At 69.3% G+C, this 18,428-nt stretch carries 19 protein-coding genes; 6 read left to right on the top strand and 13 right to left on the bottom strand.

Features of this window, described 5'->3' with window-relative positions; genetic code table 11:
- Positions 1-2 precede the first annotated feature (2 nt).
- The 9 genes from AC1DBD_RS16225 to AC1DBD_RS16185 form a co-directional block, all read right to left on the bottom strand.
- Entirely contained in the window at positions 3-1,214 is a 1,212-nt protein-coding gene (locus AC1DBD_RS16225) for a thiolase family protein (protein ID WP_476982513.1), read from the bottom strand.
- Positions 1,215-1,296: 82 nt separating this feature from the next.
- A complete protein-coding gene (gene pcaC, locus AC1DBD_RS16220) occupies positions 1,297-1,758 on the bottom strand; it encodes a 4-carboxymuconolactone decarboxylase (protein WP_476982512.1) in 462 nt (153 codons plus the stop codon).
- Positions 1,755-2,573 (bottom strand): alpha/beta fold hydrolase, encoded by an 819-nt coding sequence (locus AC1DBD_RS16215; RefSeq protein WP_476982511.1) that lies wholly within the window; start codon positions 2,571-2,573, stop codon positions 1,755-1,757. The genes pcaC and AC1DBD_RS16215 overlap by 4 nt, the downstream gene beginning before the upstream one ends.
- Entirely contained in the window at positions 2,566-4,050 is a 1,485-nt protein-coding gene (locus AC1DBD_RS16210) for a lyase family protein (protein WP_476982510.1), read from the bottom strand. The genes AC1DBD_RS16215 and AC1DBD_RS16210 overlap by 8 nt, the downstream gene beginning before the upstream one ends.
- Positions 4,047-4,658: a protocatechuate 3,4-dioxygenase subunit alpha gene (pcaG, locus tag AC1DBD_RS16205; RefSeq protein ID WP_476982509.1), complete on the bottom strand. Its 612-nt coding sequence runs from the start codon at positions 4,656-4,658 to the stop codon at positions 4,047-4,049. Before pcaG ends, AC1DBD_RS16210 begins: the two co-directional genes overlap by 4 nt.
- Entirely contained in the window at positions 4,651-5,559 is a 909-nt protein-coding gene (pcaH, locus tag AC1DBD_RS16200; RefSeq protein ID WP_441419198.1) for a protocatechuate 3,4-dioxygenase subunit beta, read from the bottom strand. Before pcaH ends, pcaG begins: the two co-directional genes overlap by 8 nt.
- 45 nt (positions 5,560-5,604) lie before the next feature.
- On the bottom strand, positions 5,605-7,575 hold the full coding sequence (locus tag AC1DBD_RS16195; RefSeq protein WP_476982508.1) for a TIM barrel protein: 1,971 nt from the start codon (positions 7,573-7,575) through the stop codon (positions 5,605-5,607).
- A complete protein-coding gene (locus AC1DBD_RS16190) occupies positions 7,575-8,456 on the bottom strand; it encodes a shikimate dehydrogenase (protein ID WP_441419196.1) in 882 nt (293 codons plus the stop codon). The genes AC1DBD_RS16195 and AC1DBD_RS16190 overlap by 1 nt, the downstream gene beginning before the upstream one ends.
- A gap of 126 nt (positions 8,457-8,582) precedes the next feature.
- Entirely contained in the window at positions 8,583-9,425 is an 843-nt protein-coding gene (locus tag AC1DBD_RS16185; RefSeq protein ID WP_476982507.1) for an IclR family transcriptional regulator, read from the bottom strand.
- 225 nt (positions 9,426-9,650) lie between these two features.
- Between AC1DBD_RS16185 and AC1DBD_RS16180 the strand changes: the two genes are divergently transcribed.
- A complete protein-coding gene (locus AC1DBD_RS16180; RefSeq protein ID WP_441419194.1) occupies positions 9,651-10,970 on the top strand; it encodes an MFS transporter in 1,320 nt (439 codons plus the stop codon).
- A 159-nt stretch (positions 10,971-11,129) separates the two neighbouring features.
- Here AC1DBD_RS16180 and AC1DBD_RS16175 read toward each other — a convergent pair whose 3' ends face one another.
- Positions 11,130-12,206, bottom strand: a complete 1,077-nt coding sequence (locus AC1DBD_RS16175; protein ID WP_476982506.1) for an ATP-dependent DNA ligase — start codon at positions 12,204-12,206, stop codon at positions 11,130-11,132.
- 269 nt (positions 12,207-12,475) lie between these two features.
- Here AC1DBD_RS16175 and AC1DBD_RS16170 point away from each other — a divergent pair, with 269 nt between their 5' ends.
- A complete protein-coding gene (locus AC1DBD_RS16170; protein ID WP_476982505.1) occupies positions 12,476-12,712 on the top strand; it encodes a hypothetical protein in 237 nt (78 codons plus the stop codon).
- Positions 12,713-12,716: 4 nt separating this feature from the next.
- Here AC1DBD_RS16170 and AC1DBD_RS16165 read toward each other — a convergent pair whose 3' ends face one another.
- Genes AC1DBD_RS16165 through AC1DBD_RS16155 form a run of 3 tightly spaced genes read right to left on the bottom strand, consistent with a single transcriptional unit; the run spans position 12,717 to position 14,397 of the window.
- Complete coding sequence (locus tag AC1DBD_RS16165; protein WP_441419191.1) at positions 12,717-13,004, bottom strand: MoaD/ThiS family protein; 288 nt, start codon at positions 13,002-13,004, stop codon at positions 12,717-12,719.
- Between the two features lie 8 nt (positions 13,005-13,012).
- Positions 13,013-14,146: a WD40/YVTN/BNR-like repeat-containing protein gene (locus AC1DBD_RS16160; RefSeq protein WP_441419190.1), complete on the bottom strand. Its 1,134-nt coding sequence runs from the start codon at positions 14,144-14,146 to the stop codon at positions 13,013-13,015.
- A gap of 50 nt (positions 14,147-14,196) precedes the next feature.
- Positions 14,197-14,397, bottom strand: coding sequence for a hypothetical protein (locus AC1DBD_RS16155; protein WP_441419189.1), 201 nt, complete (start codon positions 14,395-14,397; stop codon positions 14,197-14,199).
- A gap of 103 nt (positions 14,398-14,500) precedes the next feature.
- Between AC1DBD_RS16155 and AC1DBD_RS16150 the strand changes: the two genes are divergently transcribed.
- From AC1DBD_RS16150 to AC1DBD_RS16135, 4 genes are all read left to right on the top strand, one after another.
- On the top strand, positions 14,501-15,010 hold the full coding sequence (locus AC1DBD_RS16150; RefSeq protein ID WP_441419188.1) for a universal stress protein: 510 nt from the start codon (positions 14,501-14,503) through the stop codon (positions 15,008-15,010).
- A 234-nt stretch (positions 15,011-15,244) separates the two neighbouring features.
- Positions 15,245-15,592: a metal-sensitive transcriptional regulator gene (locus AC1DBD_RS16145; protein WP_476909681.1), complete on the top strand. Its 348-nt coding sequence runs from the start codon at positions 15,245-15,247 to the stop codon at positions 15,590-15,592.
- A 73-nt stretch (positions 15,593-15,665) separates the two neighbouring features.
- Positions 15,666-15,896, top strand: a complete 231-nt coding sequence (locus tag AC1DBD_RS16140) for a heavy-metal-associated domain-containing protein (protein ID WP_175323461.1) — start codon at positions 15,666-15,668, stop codon at positions 15,894-15,896.
- Between the two features lie 74 nt (positions 15,897-15,970).
- Positions 15,971-18,241, top strand: a complete 2,271-nt coding sequence (locus AC1DBD_RS16135) for a heavy metal translocating P-type ATPase (protein ID WP_476982504.1) — start codon at positions 15,971-15,973, stop codon at positions 18,239-18,241.
- Positions 18,242-18,428: the final 187 nt, after the last annotated feature.

The following is an 18,428-nucleotide window of genomic DNA, read 5'->3' as shown; positions in this document are numbered from 1 at the left end:
CCTTAGGCCTTTCCTGTGTTGGTTCCGGCAACGGTCATGTTTTCGAGGACGACGGCGAGGCCCTGGCCGACGCCGATGCAGATCGCGGCGACGCCCCAGCGTTCGCCGGAGGCCTGCAGGGACCGGGCCAGGGTGCCGAGGATGCGTCCGCCGGAGGCGCCGAGCGGGTGGCCCATCGCGATCGCCCCGCCGTGCCGGTTCACGATTGCGGGGTCGATGCCCCAGGCGTTGATGCAGGCCAGGGACTGCGCGGCGAACGCCTCGTTGAGCTCGACGGCGCCGACCTGGTCCCAGCCGATCCCGGCCTTGGCGAGAGCCTTGTTCGCGGCCTCCACCGGGGCGTAGCCGAAGAACTGCGGATCGTTCGCATGCACGCCGCGCCCGGCGATCCGGGCCAGCGGCTCCAGGCCCAGGAGCCCGGCGGCGTCCTCGGACCCGAGCCACGCCGCGGAGGCGCCGTCCGAAAGCGGCGACGCGTTCCCGGCCGTCACCGTCCCGGCCTCACTCCGGAACACGGTCTTGAGCGAGGCGAGCTTCTCCGCCGAGGATCCGGGCCGGATGCCCTCGTCCCGGACCAGGTCCGTGCCCGGGACCGCGGTGACGAGCCGGTCGTAGAAACCCTCGTCCCAGGCCGCGGCGGCCAGGTTGTGCGAGGCCGCCGCGAACTCATCCTGCGCCTCGCGGGTGATCCCGTATTTCTCGGCCAGCCGTTCGGTCGCCTCGCCCAGCGAGATGGTCCAGTCCGGGCGCATGTCCTTGTTCACCAGCCGCCAGCCCAGCGTGGTGGAGACCAGGGACAGATCCCCGGCCGGGTAGGGCTTCTCGGTCTTCGGCAGCACCCACGGCGCCCGCGACATCGATTCGACCCCGCCGACCAGCATCAGCTCCGCGTCCCCGGTGTTGATCTGCCGGGACGCGATGATCGCCGCATCCAGCGAGGAACCGCACAGCCGGTTGACCGTGGTCCCCGGGACCGAGACCGGCAACCCGGCCAGCAGGGTGCCCATCCGGGCCACGTTGCGGTTCTCCTCGCCGGCGCCGTTCGCGTTGCCGAACACCACCTCGTCGATCCGCGCTGCGTCCAGGCCCGGGGCGCGCCTGACCGCCTCGCCGATCACGTGCGCGGCCAGATCATCCGGGCGCACGCCGGCAAGTCCGCCGCCGAACTTGCCGAACGGGGTCCGCACGGCGTCGTAAACAAAAGCCTGAATCATGATTTCCTCTGAATTCTCGGTGGGGCCCAAGTAGCTGGCAGTTGTTGTCGTTTTCAGCCCTCAAAACGACAACTATTGCGAGCTAGTTGGGTGGGGTGGCCTCGTCCATGGAGTGGAAGACCTGCTGCGCGGTCTTGAAGGCGGTGTTGGCGGAGGGAACGCCGCAGTAGATGGCGGTCTGCAGCAGGATTTCCTTGATCTCGTCCCTGCTCAGGCCGTTGGTGATGGCGGCACGGATGTGCATCGCGAGTTCTTCCCAGTGGCCGTGGGCCACCATCGCGGTGATGGTGACGGCGGAGCGCATCTGACGGCTGATCCCGGGCCGGGTCCAGATCCCGCCCCAGGCGATCCGGGTGATCATGTCCTGGAAGTCCTCGGTGAAGGAATCCTTGTTGGCGTTGGCCCGGTCCACGTGGGCCGCGCCGAGCACCTCGCGGCGGACCTTCATGCCGCCGTCGTAGATCTCCTGGCTGGTGGCATCCGGCTGCACGACGCCGTTCCGTTCCGGGCCGGCCTCCGGGCCGCCGGGCCGGGGGCCGGTCACTTTGCGGCTCCGCGGGATTCGGTCCAGCTGATCAGGCTGCGCAGCAGTTCGGCCACGTGCCCCGGCGCCTCGAAGGGTGCCAGGTGGGATACGCCCTCCAGCGTCGCGGCGCTGGCCGTGCCCCCGCCGGCGGTGATGCCGGCGGCGATCTCCTCGGCGAACGAGGGCGGGGCGACGGTGTCCTCGGCGCCGGCCAGGGCCTGGGTGGGGACCCGGATGCTGCCGAGTTCGTCCCGCACGTCGAAGCCGGCCAGGGCCTCGCAGCAGAAGGCGTAGCTGAACCGGTCCGCGTCCCGCAGGGTGTGCAGCAGTCGGCTGCTGAGCTCGGGCTGACGCTCCATGAAGCCCTGCGCGAACCAGCGCTGGGCGGAGCCCTCGATCATCACTCCGGTGCCCTGGTTGCGGACGGTTTCGGCCCGTTCCAGCCAGCCTTCCGGGGTGCCGATCTTCGCGCCGCTGCACTGCACGGACAGGCTCTTGAGCCGTTCGCCGTGCTTGATGCCCAGCTGCAGGCCAGTGGCCCCGCCGAGGGAGACTCCGGCGTAGTGGAACCGCGCGCCGGGCGCGATCGAGTCGACCAGTTCGATGACGGCGTCGGCCAGTTCGGCGACGGAAAAGGATTCGGCGGCGGCCGGGGAGACGCCGTGGCCGGGCAGGTCCCAGGCGACGACGTCGACGTCGTTGCCTAGCAGTGCGCCGGCCTGGCTCCAGAGCAGCGTGGAGGTGCCCAGCGACGGGCCCACCACGAGGAGGGGCTTATCGCCGAGCTCGCGCACGGGCGAGAGCAGTACGGCCTTGACGGTTGGTCTAGCCACGGTGGGCTCCGTTCTCTTCGGTCGCTTGGTTCGGTTCGATGGGTTGGGGCAGGGCCGCCGCGAAGTCGGGCCACGCCGCGAGGATGCGTCGTGAGATTTCGGCGGCCTGGCCGAGGTAGTTGGCCGGGTCCAGCAACTCCTCAAGCCGCTCGTCGGAGAGCAGTTCGGCCGGGACGGCCGCGCGGAGCAGCTTGCGGTAGGTGCTTGGCTGATCGGCCGCCGGCGCCTGCAGGGTCTGGTCCACCACGTCCTGGAGCCGTCGTGGGCCGTCCGCGCCCAGCAGCGGGCCGACGGCGGCAGTCACCGCCTCGGAGAGCAGCAGCGGGCCGGACAGGTCAAGGTTCCGCCGCATCGCCGACGGGAAGACCTGCAGGCCCTCGGCCAGTTCGCGGAGCTGTCCGGCGGCGCCCAGGGCCAGCCGGAGCAGGGAACGCAGCGCGGGCCACTCGCTGTGCCAGGCGCCGTCGGCACGTTCGTCGTTGAAATTGGCCGCCGCGAGGTGCAGCTGCGCCGCCAGCGCCGGTGCCTGCAGCGCGGCGCTGCGGACCAGCACGGACAGCACCGGGTTCTGCTTTTGTGGCATGGCCGAGGAGCCTCCCCGGCCCGCGGCCCGCGGTTCGGCGAGTTCGGCCACCTCCGGGCGGCTCAGGAAGAGCACGTCGGCGGCGATTTTGCCAGCGGCGTCCGTCACGGCTGCCAGGGCGTCGCCGAGCGCGGTGACCGCGAGCCGGTTGGTGTGCCAGGGCGCCGGGGCAGCGGCCAGTCCCAGCCGGGCGGCCAGGCGGTCGGCCAAGTCGAGCGGCGCGAGGGCCGAGCCTTCGGTCAGCACGGTGCCGGCCGCCAGGGTTCCGGCGGCTCCCCCGGTCTGCACCGGCAGCTCCAGTGCCTCGAGCCGGCGCGCGGCAGCGGCGAGCCCGTGGAACCACTGCGCGGCTTTGAGCCCGAAGCTGAACGGCAGCGAGTGCTGAGTCAGGCTCCGGCCCACGCACAGCGTCTGCTGGTGCCGCTCCGCGAGGGCGGCGAGGGCCGCCGTCGTGCGTTTGACGTCGGTGAGCAGTTCCCCAACGGTTCCGGCTGCCAGCAGCATCAGGGCGGAGTCGAGCACGTCCTGGCTGGTCAGCGAGGTGTGCACGGCGCGTCCGGCGCCGATGCCGGCCGTGTCGAGGGCCGTGACCTGCTTGCGGAGGTCGGCAAGCAGCGGTATCACCGGATTGGCGCCGCCCTGGGCTCGGACGGCGATTGAAGCGATGTCGTAGCGTCCGACGTCGGCGGCCTCCGCCACGAGGGCGGCGGACCCGGCCGGGGCCAGGGACGCTTCCTCGAGGACCGCGGCCCAGCCGGCTTCGACCCGGAGGATGGCGGCGAGCACCGCGCGGTCCCCGGTCAGCGCCGCCACCCGGGGCGACGCCGACACGGGGCTTAGCAGGCCGAAATCGCCGTCCCGGCCGGCAGCGGCGTCACCGTTGGGAATCGTCACTGCGAAGCGTCCTGAACGCCGGCATCCTCGACGCTACTGGCTTCAGCGCCGTCGCCTTCAAAATCGAGGAACACCGTCTCGCCCTCGCCCTGCAGCCGGATGTCCCAGCTGAGGCCGCCGTCGGGATCGCGCCGAGCGATCAGGGTGCGGCGGCGTTCCGGCTCCAGGGCGGACAGCAGCGGGTCCGCGGCGAGGGCCTCCTCGTTCTCCGGCAGGTAGACGCGGGTGAAGAGCCGGTTCATCAGGCCGCGGGCGAACACGACCACGGAGATGAACGGTGCGGCGCCGGGCGCAGTGGGGCCCGGGTTGACGGTGGTGAAGGTGAAGACGCCGGTGTTGCCGACGGCACTGCGGCCGAAGCCGGTGAAGGTGTAGCCGTCACGGACCAGGGAGCCGGTGCGCTGCGGGACCTGGCCCTCGGCGTCGGCCTGCCAGATCTCCAGGATGGCGTCCGGGACCGGATGGCCGGCGCCGTCGAACACGGTGCCCTGCAGGCGGATCGAGCCGGCGGACCCGGGGGCCAGCAGCTCCCGGTCCTTCGCGTAGGGCAGTGCGTAGCCGTAGAACGGGCCCACCGTCTGGCCGGGCGTGGGGGTCAACTTACTCATGGTCGTCTCCTTCTGCGCCCAGCGCCTCGTTCTCGGTCCAGGTCCGCTTCGAACCGGTCAGGACAATGTCCCAGTTGTAGGCCAGCGCCCACTCCGGCTTGGTCTGATCATGGTTGTAGCTGGCGACCAGGCGGTCCCGCGCGTCCTGGTCCACGATCGACTGGTAGATCGGGTCCAGGGCGAAGAGCGGGTCGCCGGGGAAGTACATCTGCGTGACGATCCGCTGCGTGAACTCCTGGCCGAAGAGGGAGAAGTGGATGTGGGCCGGCCGCCAGGCGTTCAGGTGGTTCTTCCACGGGTAGGCGCCGGGCTTGATCGTGGTGAAGCTGTAGGACCCGTCCGCGCCCGTGATGCAGCGGCCGACGCCGGTGAAGTTCGGGTCGAGCGGGGCCGGGTGCTGGTCGCGCTTGTGGATGTAGCGGCCGGAGGAGTTGGCCTGCCAGATTTCCACCAGCTGGCCCGCCACCGGCCGGCCGTCGCCGTCGAGCACGCGGCCGGAGACGATGATCCGCTCGCCCATCGGTTCGCCGTTGTGCTGGATGGTGAGGTCGGATTCGAGGGCGTGCACGTCCATGTGTCCGAAGGCCGGCGAGTACAGCTCAATGGTCTCGGGGTCCGCGTGCTGCAGGCTCTTGGTCGGGTGCCGGAGGATGCTGCTGCGGTACGGGGGGTAGTCCAGCCGCGGCTGGGTTTCCGCCGCGGCGCCGTTGAGGCGGGCCTGCGCGTAGGCGTCGCCCAGTGCCTTCATCTCGTCGCTGAGGATCTGCTGCGATTCCGCGGCAGTGTCCAGGGCCGGAACAGCCTGCGCGGCGGCCTGCGGTGTGGCCTCGGGCGCTGCGTCGGACACGTCTTCGGTGATCGGGTCCGCGTTGAAAATTTCGAGGTTGATTTCTTCAGGCACAGCAGCCTCCTTTCGTTGGGGTGGGTCGAACCTGGCCGGGAGCGGTCAGGCGGTGAGTTTGAGCTGGTGCAGATGGTCGTACTGGACGGCATGCCGGACCGGGGCGTTGGGGGCCCCGTAGCCGTCGTAGGAGCCGCGGCGTTCCACCATCTCGAAGAACACGCTGCCGACGGTCGCGGTGTAGAAGTGCAGGAATTCGCCGTCGGCGTCACGGTCGTAGAGCAGGTTCAGCTCGCGGAGGGTGGCGAGGAACCCCGGATCCAGGTCGAAACGCGCGTCCAGGTCCTCGTAGTAGTTCGCCGGGATGCGCAGGAAGTCCAGGCCGCGGCCGCGGGCGGCCCGGGCCGTGGCCACAAGGTCATCCACCGCGAACGCGATGTGTTCCTGGTAGGTCCGGCGCTGGATTCCGGTGGGTGCGCCGCCGGCTGCGTCCTGGCCGCCGTCCTGCTGGTGCAGCGGGGCCAGGTTCAGCACCAGCCGCACTCCGCGGTCCCGGGTGGTCATCACCTGGGAGCGGACCAGCCCGGTGGGACTGGCCACTTCGGCGTACGGCTGCGGCTCGAGGGCCAGAGCGCTGGTGTAGAAGAGCACGGCCTCGTCGAAGTGCTGCCACGGCTGGGCGAGGTTGACGTGGTCGATCACGGCCTGCGGCCCCGCAGCCCTGCCTGCGGCTGCGCCGGCAGCGCCGTCTCCAGTGCCGTTTCCAGTTCCGGCGGGCGTGCCGAACTCGTTGACCCAGGCGGCGGTCCCGTCCGGACTGCCCTGGCACAGGAAGATTTCGGTGGAGTCCGGGGCGGCGAAGCCCTGGAAGATTTCCTCGTTCGCCTGGCTCTTGCGCGGCACTGCGGGGGCCTTGAGCTGCTGCGCCCTGGCGGCGGCGATCACGGGTGAGTCGACGTCGAAGCCGACCGCGGCAATGGCGGTCTCCGCCGCGGCGGGGGCTTCCTCGTTGATGATCACGCGCGCGTGGCCCATGGTCCACAATTGCACATTCTTGGTCCGGTGCCGGCCGTTGAACGCGAAGCCGAGCTGGCCCAGCAGGGTCTCCAGGGTGGCGGTGTCGGCGGCCCGCACCTCGGCGAAGTTGAAGCCAGCCGGTTCGGCCACCTGCGGCAGCGTGGCCAGTTCCATCGGATGACGACGGCGGCCGGCGGTCCCGGCGGCCGTTTCGGCCGCCTCTGGCGCCGAGGGGTGCGCCTCCAGCCACTGTGCGCTTTGTTCCTCGAGCCAGATCAGCGAACGCATGGCATCCACCGCGGTGCGCTCGACGTCGGACTGCCGGAAGACGTCGTTGAACACCTCCAGCGAGACCGGGCCGGAGTAGCCGGCACGGACCACATGGCCCATGAACTTGGCGAGCTCGAACTGCCCCTCGCCCGGGAAGACCCGGTAGTGCCGGCTCCAGGACAGCACGTCCATGGACAGCTTCGGGGCGTCCGCCACCTGGACGAAGAAAATCTTCTCGGGGTTGAACCGCTCGATCGGGGCCGTGTCCCAGTCCCGGGACAGGATGTGGAACGAGTCGAGGCAGGTGCCCAGGTTCGGGTGGTCCACCAGTTCCACGAGGCGGTGGGCGTGCTCGTAGTCGTTGACGTATTTGCCCCATGCCAGGGCCTCGTAGGCGACCTTCACACCGTGCTCGCCGGCGAGCGAGGCGAGCCGGGACAGCTGCCCGGCGCGGAGCTCGTCGTCGTCGATGCTGGCGGTGGCCACGTTGGAGCAGACCAGGATGGTGTCCATGCCCAGCCGGGACATCAGCCGGAACTTGGCCTCCGCCCGGCGCAGGTTGGCGGCGAGCAGCTCCTCCGGCACGCTGTCGAAGTCGCGGAACGGCTGGTACAGGTCGAGGCCGAGGCCCAGGTCCGCGGCCATCGACCGGATCTCCTCCGGGTTCAGCGAGGACGTCACGAGGTCCTGCTCGAAGATCTCGATCCCGTCGAACCCGGCGACGGCGCAGGCGTGCATCTTCTCCTTCAGGGTGCCGGAGAGGCAGACGGTGGCGATTCCGGTGCGCATCAGGCGGCCACCTCCTCGGCAGCGACGAGCTCCAGGAAGTGGGCCCGCATCCGGTCCGCGTCCGCTTCGAGGCCGGTGAAGATCCGGAACGCGTCGGCTGCCTGGCCCACGGCCATCCGGCCGCCGTCGAGCACCTCGCAGCCCTTGGCGCGGGCTTCGCGGACCAGTTCGGTCTCGATCGGCCGGTAGACGATGTCCGCGACCCAGTGCCGTGGTTCCAGCAGGGACATGTCCAGCGGGACACCGGGGTGGGCGGCCATGCCCACCGGGGTGCAGTGCACCAGCCCGTCGGCGAGCGGCATGAGCCCGGGAAGCTCGGCCGTCGTCCGGGCCGTGACCTGGCTGTGCGGGAAAAACCCGGCCAGTTCGGCCGCCCGGTCCGCGCAACGGGCCGCGTCGGTGTCCACGAGGTCCAGCCGCCGGACCCCGGCAGTCAGCAGTGCGTAGGCGACAGCGGACCCGGCGCCGCCGGCGCCGAGCTGCACGACGCGGTCCAGCTTCGCCCCGGGCAGGCCGGAGGCGAGGGCGGAGGCAAAGCCGGAGAAATCGGTGTTGTGGCCGATGAAGCGGCCGTCGCGGATGGTCACGGTGTTGACGGCACCGAGGCGCCGGGCGTCCGGCGAGATCTCGTCGAGGTGTTCCAGCACCAACTGCTTGCACGGGTGGGTGATGTTCAATCCGTTGAAGCCGAGCCGCTGGGCGCCGGTCAGGAGTTCCCCGACGGCCTGGCCGGGGAGGCCCAGTTCGGTGAGGTCAATGGGGCGGTAAAGATACCGGAGGCCCTGCACATCGCCTTCGCGTTCATGCATGGGGGGCGTGAGGGACGGCGTCACGCCATCGCCTACGAGGCCCACGAGGAAGGACTCTGCTCGATTGCTCATCCGTCTAGCTCCTTTGACAACGGCACTCGGCGGCCGCAATGGGGGCGGCAGGCCGGGTGGTGGGGATTACATTACCGCAAGTGTTCACATATTGCACTGATGTTCTTATTACGAACATATATTTCTTCACTGCTGGGGCAGCCGGGCCGAGAGTTCGGCCGCGGCGGATTGGAGCAGCGGCACGAGGGCCACAAGGGCCTCCATGCTCATCCGGAAGACGGGCACAGCGGTGGCCAGCGAGGCGAAGGCATGGCCTTGGGAGTTGACGACCGGGACGGCGACGGCGCGCATGCCCAGCTCGTTTTCCTCGTCCATGGTGGCGTAGCCGCGCTTCCGGACCAGCTCGATTTCGGCCCGGAACGCATCCCGGTCCGTGATGGAGAGTTCCGTCAGGGGCTCCAGTTCGAGGTCCTGCACCAGACGGTCCCGGGTGGCATCGTCGGCAAACGCAACCAGCGCCTTGCCCACCGAGGTAGTGTGCAGCGCGCCGAGGTGGCCCGGATCGGAGGTGACGCGGAAGGTCTGCGGACCGTCGACCTTGTTGACGGTGAGGTGGTGGTTTCCGTCACGCACCGAAAGGATGGTGGCCTCGCCGGTCTCCTCGGTGACGCGCCGCAGGATGGGAAGGGCCGTGCCGGCGAAGCCATGGTGGTTGGATACCCGCTGGCCGAGCTGGAAGACGCGCAGGCCCAGATGATAGCGGCGGCCGTCCGGCTCGTAGTCCACAAAGCCGTCCCTGGTCAGCGAACCGAGCAGGCGGTACGTGGTGCTGAAGGGCAGTTCCGCCCGGCGCGAGAGCTCCGCGGCACTGGCTCCGCGGGGTTCATCGCCGAGCAGGACCAGCAGGCCCAGAGCCTTGCCCACCATATCGGTGCGCGAGTCCTCCTTGGCCGGGCGCGCAGGCTTCGCGGTCTCTTCATCGGGGGCCCCGGCAGCGAGGTCCGGCTCTGTGTCTTGATTCACACTCATGCATCGATGTTCTCACATAGTGAGAGCTATTGCTAGATAGTGATTATTTTTCTTGACAAGTGACCGCGCTCACAGCCATGCTTGCTACATCGCACAAGTAGCTCCCACCATGTGGCTACTAGTCCGGGTCTTTCCTCGGTCCACCGGCTGCCGCACACTGAAGCCACCGGCCGGCAGGACCCTCCCGATCCATCCGCGACAACGTCGTCACATCAAAGGAACACCATGAGCCAGACACTCCCGTCTACGACGCCGGGCACTGCCGCACCGGCCGGGACGCCTAAGAAGGCGGCCCTCGCCAGCTTCCTGGGCAGCGCCGTCGAGTACTACGACTTCTTCATTTTCGGGTCCGCCGCCGCCCTGATTTTTCCGAAGGTCTTCTTCCCGGACGCGGACGCCAACGCCGCCATCATGTCCTTCGCGACCTTCGGCTTCGCCTATGTGGCCCGTCCCGTCGGCGCCGTCATCCTGGGCCACTTCGGTGACCGGGTGGGCCGCCGGAAGGTCCTGATGTTCACGCTGCTGCTGATGGGCGCCTCCACCTTTGTGATCGGCTGCCTGCCGGACTTCAAGACCGTCGGCTGGTGGGCCCCCGTGCTGCTGGTGATCGCCCGGCTCTGCCAGGGCCTCTCCGCCGCCGGTGAGCAGGCCGGCGCCTCCTCCATGACCCTGGAGCACGCACCGGACAACCGCCGTTCATTCTTCACCTCCTGGACCCTGACCGGCACCCAGGGCGGCCAGATCCTTGCCGCCCTCGTCTTCATCCCCGTCCTTGCCCTGCCTGACGAGGTCAAGTACGGCATCGGCTGGCGCATCCCGTTCTGGCTCAGCGCCGTCGTCGTCGTGGTTGCTTTCTTCATCCGCCGCACCCTGCACGAGCCGCCGGCCTTCGAGGAGGCCCAGAAGAGCGCCCAGATTTCCAAGCTCCCGGTCGCCGACCTGCTGAAGCACCACTGGCGCGACGTGCTCCGCGTTGTCGCATGCGCCTTCATCGCCGCCGTCTCCACCGTGTTCGGTACCCTGGCCATCAGCTACGCGAAGAACGTCGCCAACGTGGACGGCACCGTCACGCTGTGGCTGGTCGTGGGCGCCAACCTCGTGGCACTCGGTACCCAGCCGCTCTTCGGCAAGCTGGCCGACCGGATCGGACGCAAGCCGGTCTTCATCTACGGCGCTCTCTCCAGCGCGCTGCTGACCCCGGTATTCCTGCTCAGCCTCGAATCCGGCAGCGTCCCGCTGATGTTCCTGGCCGCAATCGGCTTCTTCTCCTTCGGCTACGCGGCCTCCAACGCCGTCTGGCCGTCCTTCTACGCCGAAATGTTCAGCACCAGGGTCCGCTTCTCCGGCCTGGCGATCGGCACCCAGCTCGGCTTCCTGATGGCAGGCTTCGCCCCGGCAATCGTGGCGGCCATGGGCGGCATCAAGCCCGGTGGCTGGGTTCAGATCACCATCTTCACCGGGATCATCTGCGCCATCGCCGCCATCTCCGCGCTGACCGCCAAGGAAACCTTCAAGGTTCCCACCAAGGAGCTCGGCCTGCGCTAAGGCCCCCGACGGGCAAGGGCATCCGCGACGCTCCCGCCCAGTTCTTATTGGAAAAGCCCGGCGTGTTCGGTGAACACGCCGGGCTTTTCCGCGTGTCGGCGGTGTCGCGGGCAAAAGAACCGGGCGGGAGCGTCGTGTGGACCGCCCGACGGCGGGAGCTCATCCCTGGCCGGCGCCCAGCACGGCGGCTAGGTCGTAGCTGACCGGCTCCTCCAGCTGGGCGTAGGTGCAGGAGCCCGGCTCCCGGTCCGGCCGCCAGCGGACGAACTGGGTGGTGTGCCGGAAACGCGCGCCCTCCATGTGGTCATACTTCACCTCCACCACCCGCTCCGGGCGCAGTGGCGTGAAGCCCAGGTCCTTGCCCCCGCTCCACCGGCTGCCCTCGGCGTTGCGCGGCGTCCGGGCCCCCTCCTCCTGCCTGGCCCACGCCCACGGGTGGTCGGCAAAATCGGTGACGAGTGGCTGGAGTTCCTCGAACAGCTCCTTGCGGCGCTGCATCGGGAACGCACCCACCACACCCACGTTGGCGAGCACGCCGTCGTCGTCGTAGAGCCCCAGCAGCAGCGAACCGATCCGGTCCGGGCCGGAGGTGTGCACCCGGTAACCGGCGAGGACACAGTCAGCGGTGCGTTCGTGCTTGACCTTGAACATCGTGCGCTTGTCCGGCTGGTAGCTGGAGTCCAGCGCCTTGGCCACGATCCCGTCCAGGCCGGCGCCTTCGAACTGCCGGAACCACCTCGCCGCGGTGTCCCGGTCCGCGGTGGCGGCGGTCAAGTGCACCGGCGCGGAGCTGTCCGCGAGCACCCGCTCGAGGGCCGCCCGGCGCTCCCCGAAGGGCCGGCCGGTGAGATCCTCGTCGTCGAGGGCCAGCAGGTCGAAAGCAACGAAACTTGCGGGGGTCTGGGCGGCGAGCAGCCGGACGCGGCTCGCGGCCGGGTGGATCCGCTGCTGGAGGGCATCGAAGTCCAGGCGGTCCCCCGCGGCGCCGACCAGGACGATCTCGCCGTCGAGAACGCAGCGCGGCGGGAGGTTTGCCTTGAGTGACTCCACGAGCTCCGGGAAGTACCGGGTCAGGGGTTTGCCGTTGCGGCTGCCGATCTCCACCTCGTCGCCGTCGCGGAAGATGATGGAACGGAATCCGTCCCACTTGGGCTCAAAACTCATCGAACCCTCCGGCAGGGAGCTTACGGCTTTCGCCAGCATCGGCGCGATCGGGGGCATCAGCGGCAGTCGCATACGGCCCATTCTGTCCGGGCCGGCCGCCGGCGTCGACCCCCGGGCGGCCAGCCGGGGGCCAGCGGCCAGTCGGGGCTAGCGGCCGGCCTTCGTGCGGATTTCCACGACAGAGCCTGCGTGCGCCTGGGCCGGCGGCCCTGCCGCGGAAATCAGGACGGCCCGGAAAACTAACCCACCGCTTACCGGGCCGAAACGCAGCGGCAACAATGGCGCAGGACACTGGAAGTGCCGGCAAGAGCAGGCACCAGCTCCAGTCCAGGAGGCCCGCCATGTTGAAGGAAGCCAAAGCCCAGACCACCCGCATCCGCGCCCTCGACCAGCTGCATCGCGGCGACGAGATCGAGGCCCGCCTGCGCGTCGGCCCCAACTACGACGACGTCGTGATCCGCCGCGGCAGCGTGCAGGAAACGGCGCCGGGGATCGGCGTCGTCTGGATCCTGGACCGGCAATCGGGCATGCGCAAGGCGGTCAACGCCGACGAGTGCACCCTCTGGCGCGTGGCCTAACGAGCTAACCGCCGGCGACGGACTGGATGATCAGGACCTCCTGGCCGGGCGCCACTTCCGTGCCGAGGCCCTGCAGTCGCCGGATTTCATTCCCGTTGACGTATATATTCACGTAGCGGCGGACGGCTCCGGTTTCGTCCCGCAGCCGCCGGGACAGGGCGGGGAAGTCCCCGGCCACAGTATCCAGCACCCATTGGACCGTTACGGCCCCGTCCGCGGGCGCGGTCAGGATGGACTGCCCGCCGGCCAGCGGTTGCAGGACGCTGGGAAGCAGCACACTGATCTCAGGCACAGTTAGCCTCAAGCGGAAGCCGCGGCAACGCGCGCCGCAGGCGCCGGGGCGCCGACAACAGCCGCGGCCCGCACGCACAGCACGTCGGGCAGGTGCGAGGCGACCTCGGTGAAGTGTTCGCCTTCGTCGGCGCTGGCGTAGACGCTGCCGCCGCGGGTCCCGAAGTAGACTCCGGCGGGTTCGGCGGCGTCGACGCAGGCCGCGTCGCGGAGCACGGAATTGAACTCTGCCCCGGGCAGGCCGGCGTCCAGCCGCTTCCAGCTCGCGCCGGCGTCGTCGGTCCGGTGCACGGCAAGCTTTCCGCCGGGCGGGATCCGTTCGCCGTCGGCCTTCAGCGGGATGACCCAGGCTGTGCCCGCGCGGCGGGGGTGCGTCAGCATGACAAAGCCGAAGTCCGCCGGCAAGCCCTCGGCAATAGATTCCCAGTTCTCGGCGTCGTCATCGCTGCGGTAGACGCCGTGGTGGTTCTGCGCGTACAGGCGCCCGTCCACCGCGGCGTCGGCGGCAATCTTGTGGACGCACTGGCCGAATTCGGGGTTGGGATCGGGCATGAAGTAAGCCGAGATCCCCTTGTTCCGCGGCTCCCAGGACGTCCCGCCGTCGAGCGAGCGGTAGACTCCGCCGGTGCTCATGGCGACGTGCACCTTCTCCCCGTCCGGGTTGACGACGATCGAATGTGCCGCCGCCCCGCCGTAGCCGGCCCCCCATTCACTGCGGTGCGGGTGGTCCCAGAGGCCGCGGTTGAGCTCGAAGTGTTCGCCGCCGTCGGTGGATTTCCAGACCGAGATCGGCTCGCACCCGGCCCAGACGACGCCGGGGCGCGACTCCGCGTCGGGGTGGATCTGCCAGACGCGCTCCAGCGCGGCGTCGGTGTCCTCGGGAAAGCGGATGGCTCCGTTTTCCGGCTCGTTCCAGGTTTCGCCAAGGTCGTCGGAGTGGAAGACGGTGGGTCCCCAGTGTTCCGAGCGGACCCCGACGAGGATGCGGGTCCGGCCTTCGCGCGTGTCGATTCCGATGCTTGGGATCTCGCTCATCAGGAAATGCGGTCCGGAGAGGGACCAGTTTTGCCGGTCCGGGCTGCTGGCCAGCCAGAGCCCTTTCTTGGTGCCGATCGCCAGGACATAACTTTCTGCGGTAGCCATGCCCTACATGCAACCACCGCGGCCCGGCTGCCGCAATGGTTTTTCGGGGGTCAATCGACGAATTCAGACTGGGTTTCGACGAAGTCCCAGTCGGCGGCGCTCAGGACGCCGGTGGCCTTGTCCGGATGCGGGCCGCCGGCCTCGGCAATGCCCTGCAGCACCGGGAGCGGTAACTCCTCGGCCCGCAGGTTGCCGCGCAGCCATTCCTTGCTGGCAAGGTCCAGGTCCAGCCACCACATGAAGATTTCCACCGCTGCCGCCCTTCCCGTGTCCTCCAACCGTGGGCCCGGCGCCGGAGTGGATCAAGGGAGGAAGGCCCTAGCCGGGCCGGAAGAGCCGGGGCAAGAATTGGGTATGCCCGCAGAGCGCATGAGCCCAGCACCTCTGGTTGTCGGCGTCCTCCCGGGCCAGCCCCCGGAGGTGCTTGAAACGGCGGTGACACTGGCGAGAAGCCTTTCCGCCCCGCTGGTCTGTGCCTACGTGGACGAGGCCAGCTACCTCGTGGAGTGGGATCCGGCCCGGTCCGCGCACCGGCTCTCGCTCCACCCGGAGGCCGACAATGCGGAGATCCGGGCAGCCACCGAGCGGCTGCGGTCCGAGATCGCCGCCGTCTGCGATGTCCCGGGGGTGGAATGGAACCTGCGGACCCTGGCCGGGGATCCCGCCCGGGCGCTCGGCCGGCTGGCGGCGGACGCCGGTGCGGCCATGATCATCGTCGGTACTCCCGAACCCGGACTCGGGCACCGGCTCACTGCTGCACTCAACGGATCGGTGGCCGCCTGGCTCAGCCATCATCAGGACCGCCCGGTCCTCATCGTCCCGGTGCGATCCAGCGGGGCGGGCAGGCCCCGCCGCGGCTCCTGACCGGCCCGGGAAAATAAAGCGAAAGTAGTTATTCGAGGTGCTGGCGCATCGTCTCTACTGCCAAGTAAGGTTGTATTCGTAGGCGGGAAACCCCTACCCCATAGCTGCTCCGGAGTGCGTATCCCCCAATAACGCACTCCGGAGCTCTTTAATTTCCGGACAGAATTCCTTTTCCCGTCACGGTACCCCCGGAGGGTACTTGCCATATACCCCTGGGGGGTATAACTTGATGAGATGAACGAGTCCGACGCCTCCATCGTGGCGCCCCTGGAGGGCGCACCGCCCCAGCAGCACGGCTACACCGCCAACAAGGACGCCTACCTCAAGCGGCTCAAACGGATCGAGGGCCAGGTCCGCGGCATTGCCCGGATGGTCGATGAGGACAAGTACTGCATCGACATCCTGACCCAGGTCGCCGCCGTCACCAAGGCCCTGCACGCCGTCAGCCTCGGTCTGGTGGAAGAACACATCGGCCACTGCGTGGTCGGGGCGGCCGCGGAACCGGATCCGGAACTTCGCGCCGAAGCCATCGACTTCAAAGTGAAGGAGGCCACCGATGCCATCGGGCGCCTGCTGCGGTAGCGGCAACACCACTCACCACACCTCCCAAAACACGACCGGACTGGTAAACCAGTCCCCCACCAAGGAGCAAGCCATGAGCACCGTTTCCACCACCGTCGAGGTATCCGGGATGACCTGCGGGCACTGCGTGTCCTCCGTCTCCGAAGAACTTGAAGCGCTGGCGGGCGTCGAAAGCGTCGACGTCGACCTCAACGCGGGCGGGATCTCCACCGTCACCATCACCTCCGACAAGGCACTCTCGCCCGCCGAAATCGGCGAAGCGGTCGCCGAGGCGGGCTACCTGGTGGTCGCGAACGAGGCCTGAGCCCGGCGCCGGGCGGCCTCCCGGAAGCAGGACCTGAGCAGGACTTCACCGAGCACGACCGAGGAGAACATACCGTGAGCAACGCGCAACTGCTGGACCAGTCCGGAAGCCGGGTGATTGAACTCGACATCGAGGGCATGACCTGCGCCTCCTGCGTCGGCCGGGTCGAGCGCAAGTTGGGAAAGCTCGACGGCGTGCAGGCTTCGGTTAACCTCCCGCTGGAGTCCGCCCGGGTCACCGTCCCGGCCAACATCTCAGACGAGCAGATCGCTGCGACAGTGAACGCCGCCGGTTACAAGGCCACGGTGCGGACTCTGCCGGAGCCTGCCTCCCCGGCCGAGGAGACTGCCGCAGGACCTGCGGCGACGCTGAAGCCCCGGCTGGTTGTCGCGGCCGCCCTCACCGTCCCGGTCTTCGTGCTCTCGATGCTCCCGGCCGTCCAGTTCCCGAACTGGGGCTGGGTTGCCGCCGCGCTGGCGTTGCCGGTGGTCAGCTGGGCGGCGTGGCCGTTCCACCGGGCCGCGGCAGTGAACGCCCGGCATCTGTCGTCCACCATGGACACGCTGGTGTCGATCGGCGTATCGGCTGCCTATATCTTCTCGGCCTGGCAGCTCCTGGCCGATCCCCGCCTGACCGAGCACCCGGGCATGGAAAGCATGGGTTCGGCCGGCCTGTACTTCGAGGTCGCCTCGGTCGTCACGACCTTCCTGCTGCTCGGCCGCTATCTGGAGGCGAACGCCAAGCGCAAGGCCGGTGACGCGCTCAAGGCCCTGCTGGATCTGGGCGCCAAGGATGCCACCGTGCTCCGCGACGGCACCGAGTTCCCGGTGCCCGCGGACCGGCTCCGGGTCGGGGACGTCGTCGTGGTCCGCCCGGGCGAGAAGATCCCCACCGACGGCGTGGTCATCGAGGGCGCCTCCGCCGTTGACGCCTCCCTGGTGACGGGGGAATCGGTGCCGGTTGAAGTCGGTCCGGACAGCCCCGTCACGGGGGCCACCATCAACACCTCCGGCCGGATCCTGGTCCGCGCCACGCGGGTCGGCGCCGACACCACGCTGGCCCAGATGGGCCGGCTGGTCTCCCAGGCGCAGTCGGGGAAGGCCCCGATCGCCCGGCTCGCAGACCGCATCAGCGCCGTCTTCGTCCCCGTGGTCCTCGCCATCGCCGCGCTCACCTTCGGTGCGTGGCTGCTCTTGGCCGGGCCGGAGGTCAGCGACGCCGAGCTTCGCGCCGCCTTCACGGCGGCCGTCGCGGTGCTGGTGATCGCGTGCCCGTGCGCCCTGGGGCTCGCCACCCCGGTCGGCCTGCTCACTGGCACAGGCCGCGGCGCCCAGCTGGGCATCCTGATCAAGGGCCCGCAGGTGCTCGAGGACACCCGCACCGTGGACACCATCCTGCTGGACAAAACCGGCACCGTCACCACCGGGCACCTTGCCGTCGCCGGCACCAGCGCGTTCGCCCCGTTCAGCGAAAACGAGGTCCTGCGGCTCGCCGGCGCAGCGGAGGCCGCGTCCGAACACCCCGTCGCCCGGGCCATCGCGGCAGCGGCGCTCAGCGCGGAGCGTGGGCGCGGCGACGACGCGCGGCTGCCCGCCGTCGTCGGCTTCCATTCGGCCCCGGGCGGCGGTGTCCGCGGCAGCGTGGAAGGCCGCCTCGTTACGGTGGGCCGGTCCGGCTGGCTGCAGGGGAACGGCGTTGCGGTCTCCGGAGCGCAGCGCGAAGCCTTGTCCGCCGCCGAGCAGTCCGGGGCCACCGCCATTTGGGTGGCCGTGGACGGCGAACCGGCGGGCATCGTGAGCCTGCGCGACACGCTGAAGCCCGGCTCCGCTGCGGCAATCGCCCGGCTTCGGGAGCTGGGGCTGCGGCCCATCCTGCTGACCGGCGACAACGCCGCGGTGGCCGGCCAGGTGGCCGCCGCCGTCGGCATCCCGCCGGAGGACGTCTTCGCGGGGGTCCTGCCGGAGGGCAAGGTCGATGCCGTGCGGAGGCTGCAGGCCGGCGGCGCCACGGTGGCCATGGCCGGCGACGGCGTGAACGACGCCGCAGCGCTGGCCCAGGCGGATCTGGGCATCGCAATGGGCTCCGGCACCGACGTCGCCATCGAAGCCGCGGACCTGACCGTGATGGGCAACGATCTGGGGCAGGTCGCGCAGGCCATCGAGCTGTCCCGCCGGACCCTGGCCACGATCAAGACGAACCTGTTCTGGGCCTTCTTCTACAACGCCATCGGCATTCCGGTTGCTGCGCTGGGCCTGCTCAACCCAATGATCGCCGGCGCGGCGATGGCGGCCAGCTCCGTGCTGGTGGTGGCCAACTCGCTGCGGCTGCGCAGCTTCGGCAAGTAACCCGATGGGGAGTGCTGCCCATCGACAGTTTTTTGCGAGGCAGGGTAGGTTCGAGGCATTGGATCTTCCGGATCAGCCGGGGGCCGCTGGGGATGCCGAGAGTTTCGGGTCCGGTGAACTAAGGAGTTTTTTCGAATGGCTATTTGGGGTGCAGATGTTGCTCAGCTCAAGACTCTTGGGACGAAGC

The sequence above is a fragment of the Arthrobacter sp. 10T419 genome, from assembly GCF_056394105.1.
The sequence above is the reverse complement of the archived record's forward strand: the minus strand, read 5'-3'. Positions and strand labels throughout refer to the sequence as shown.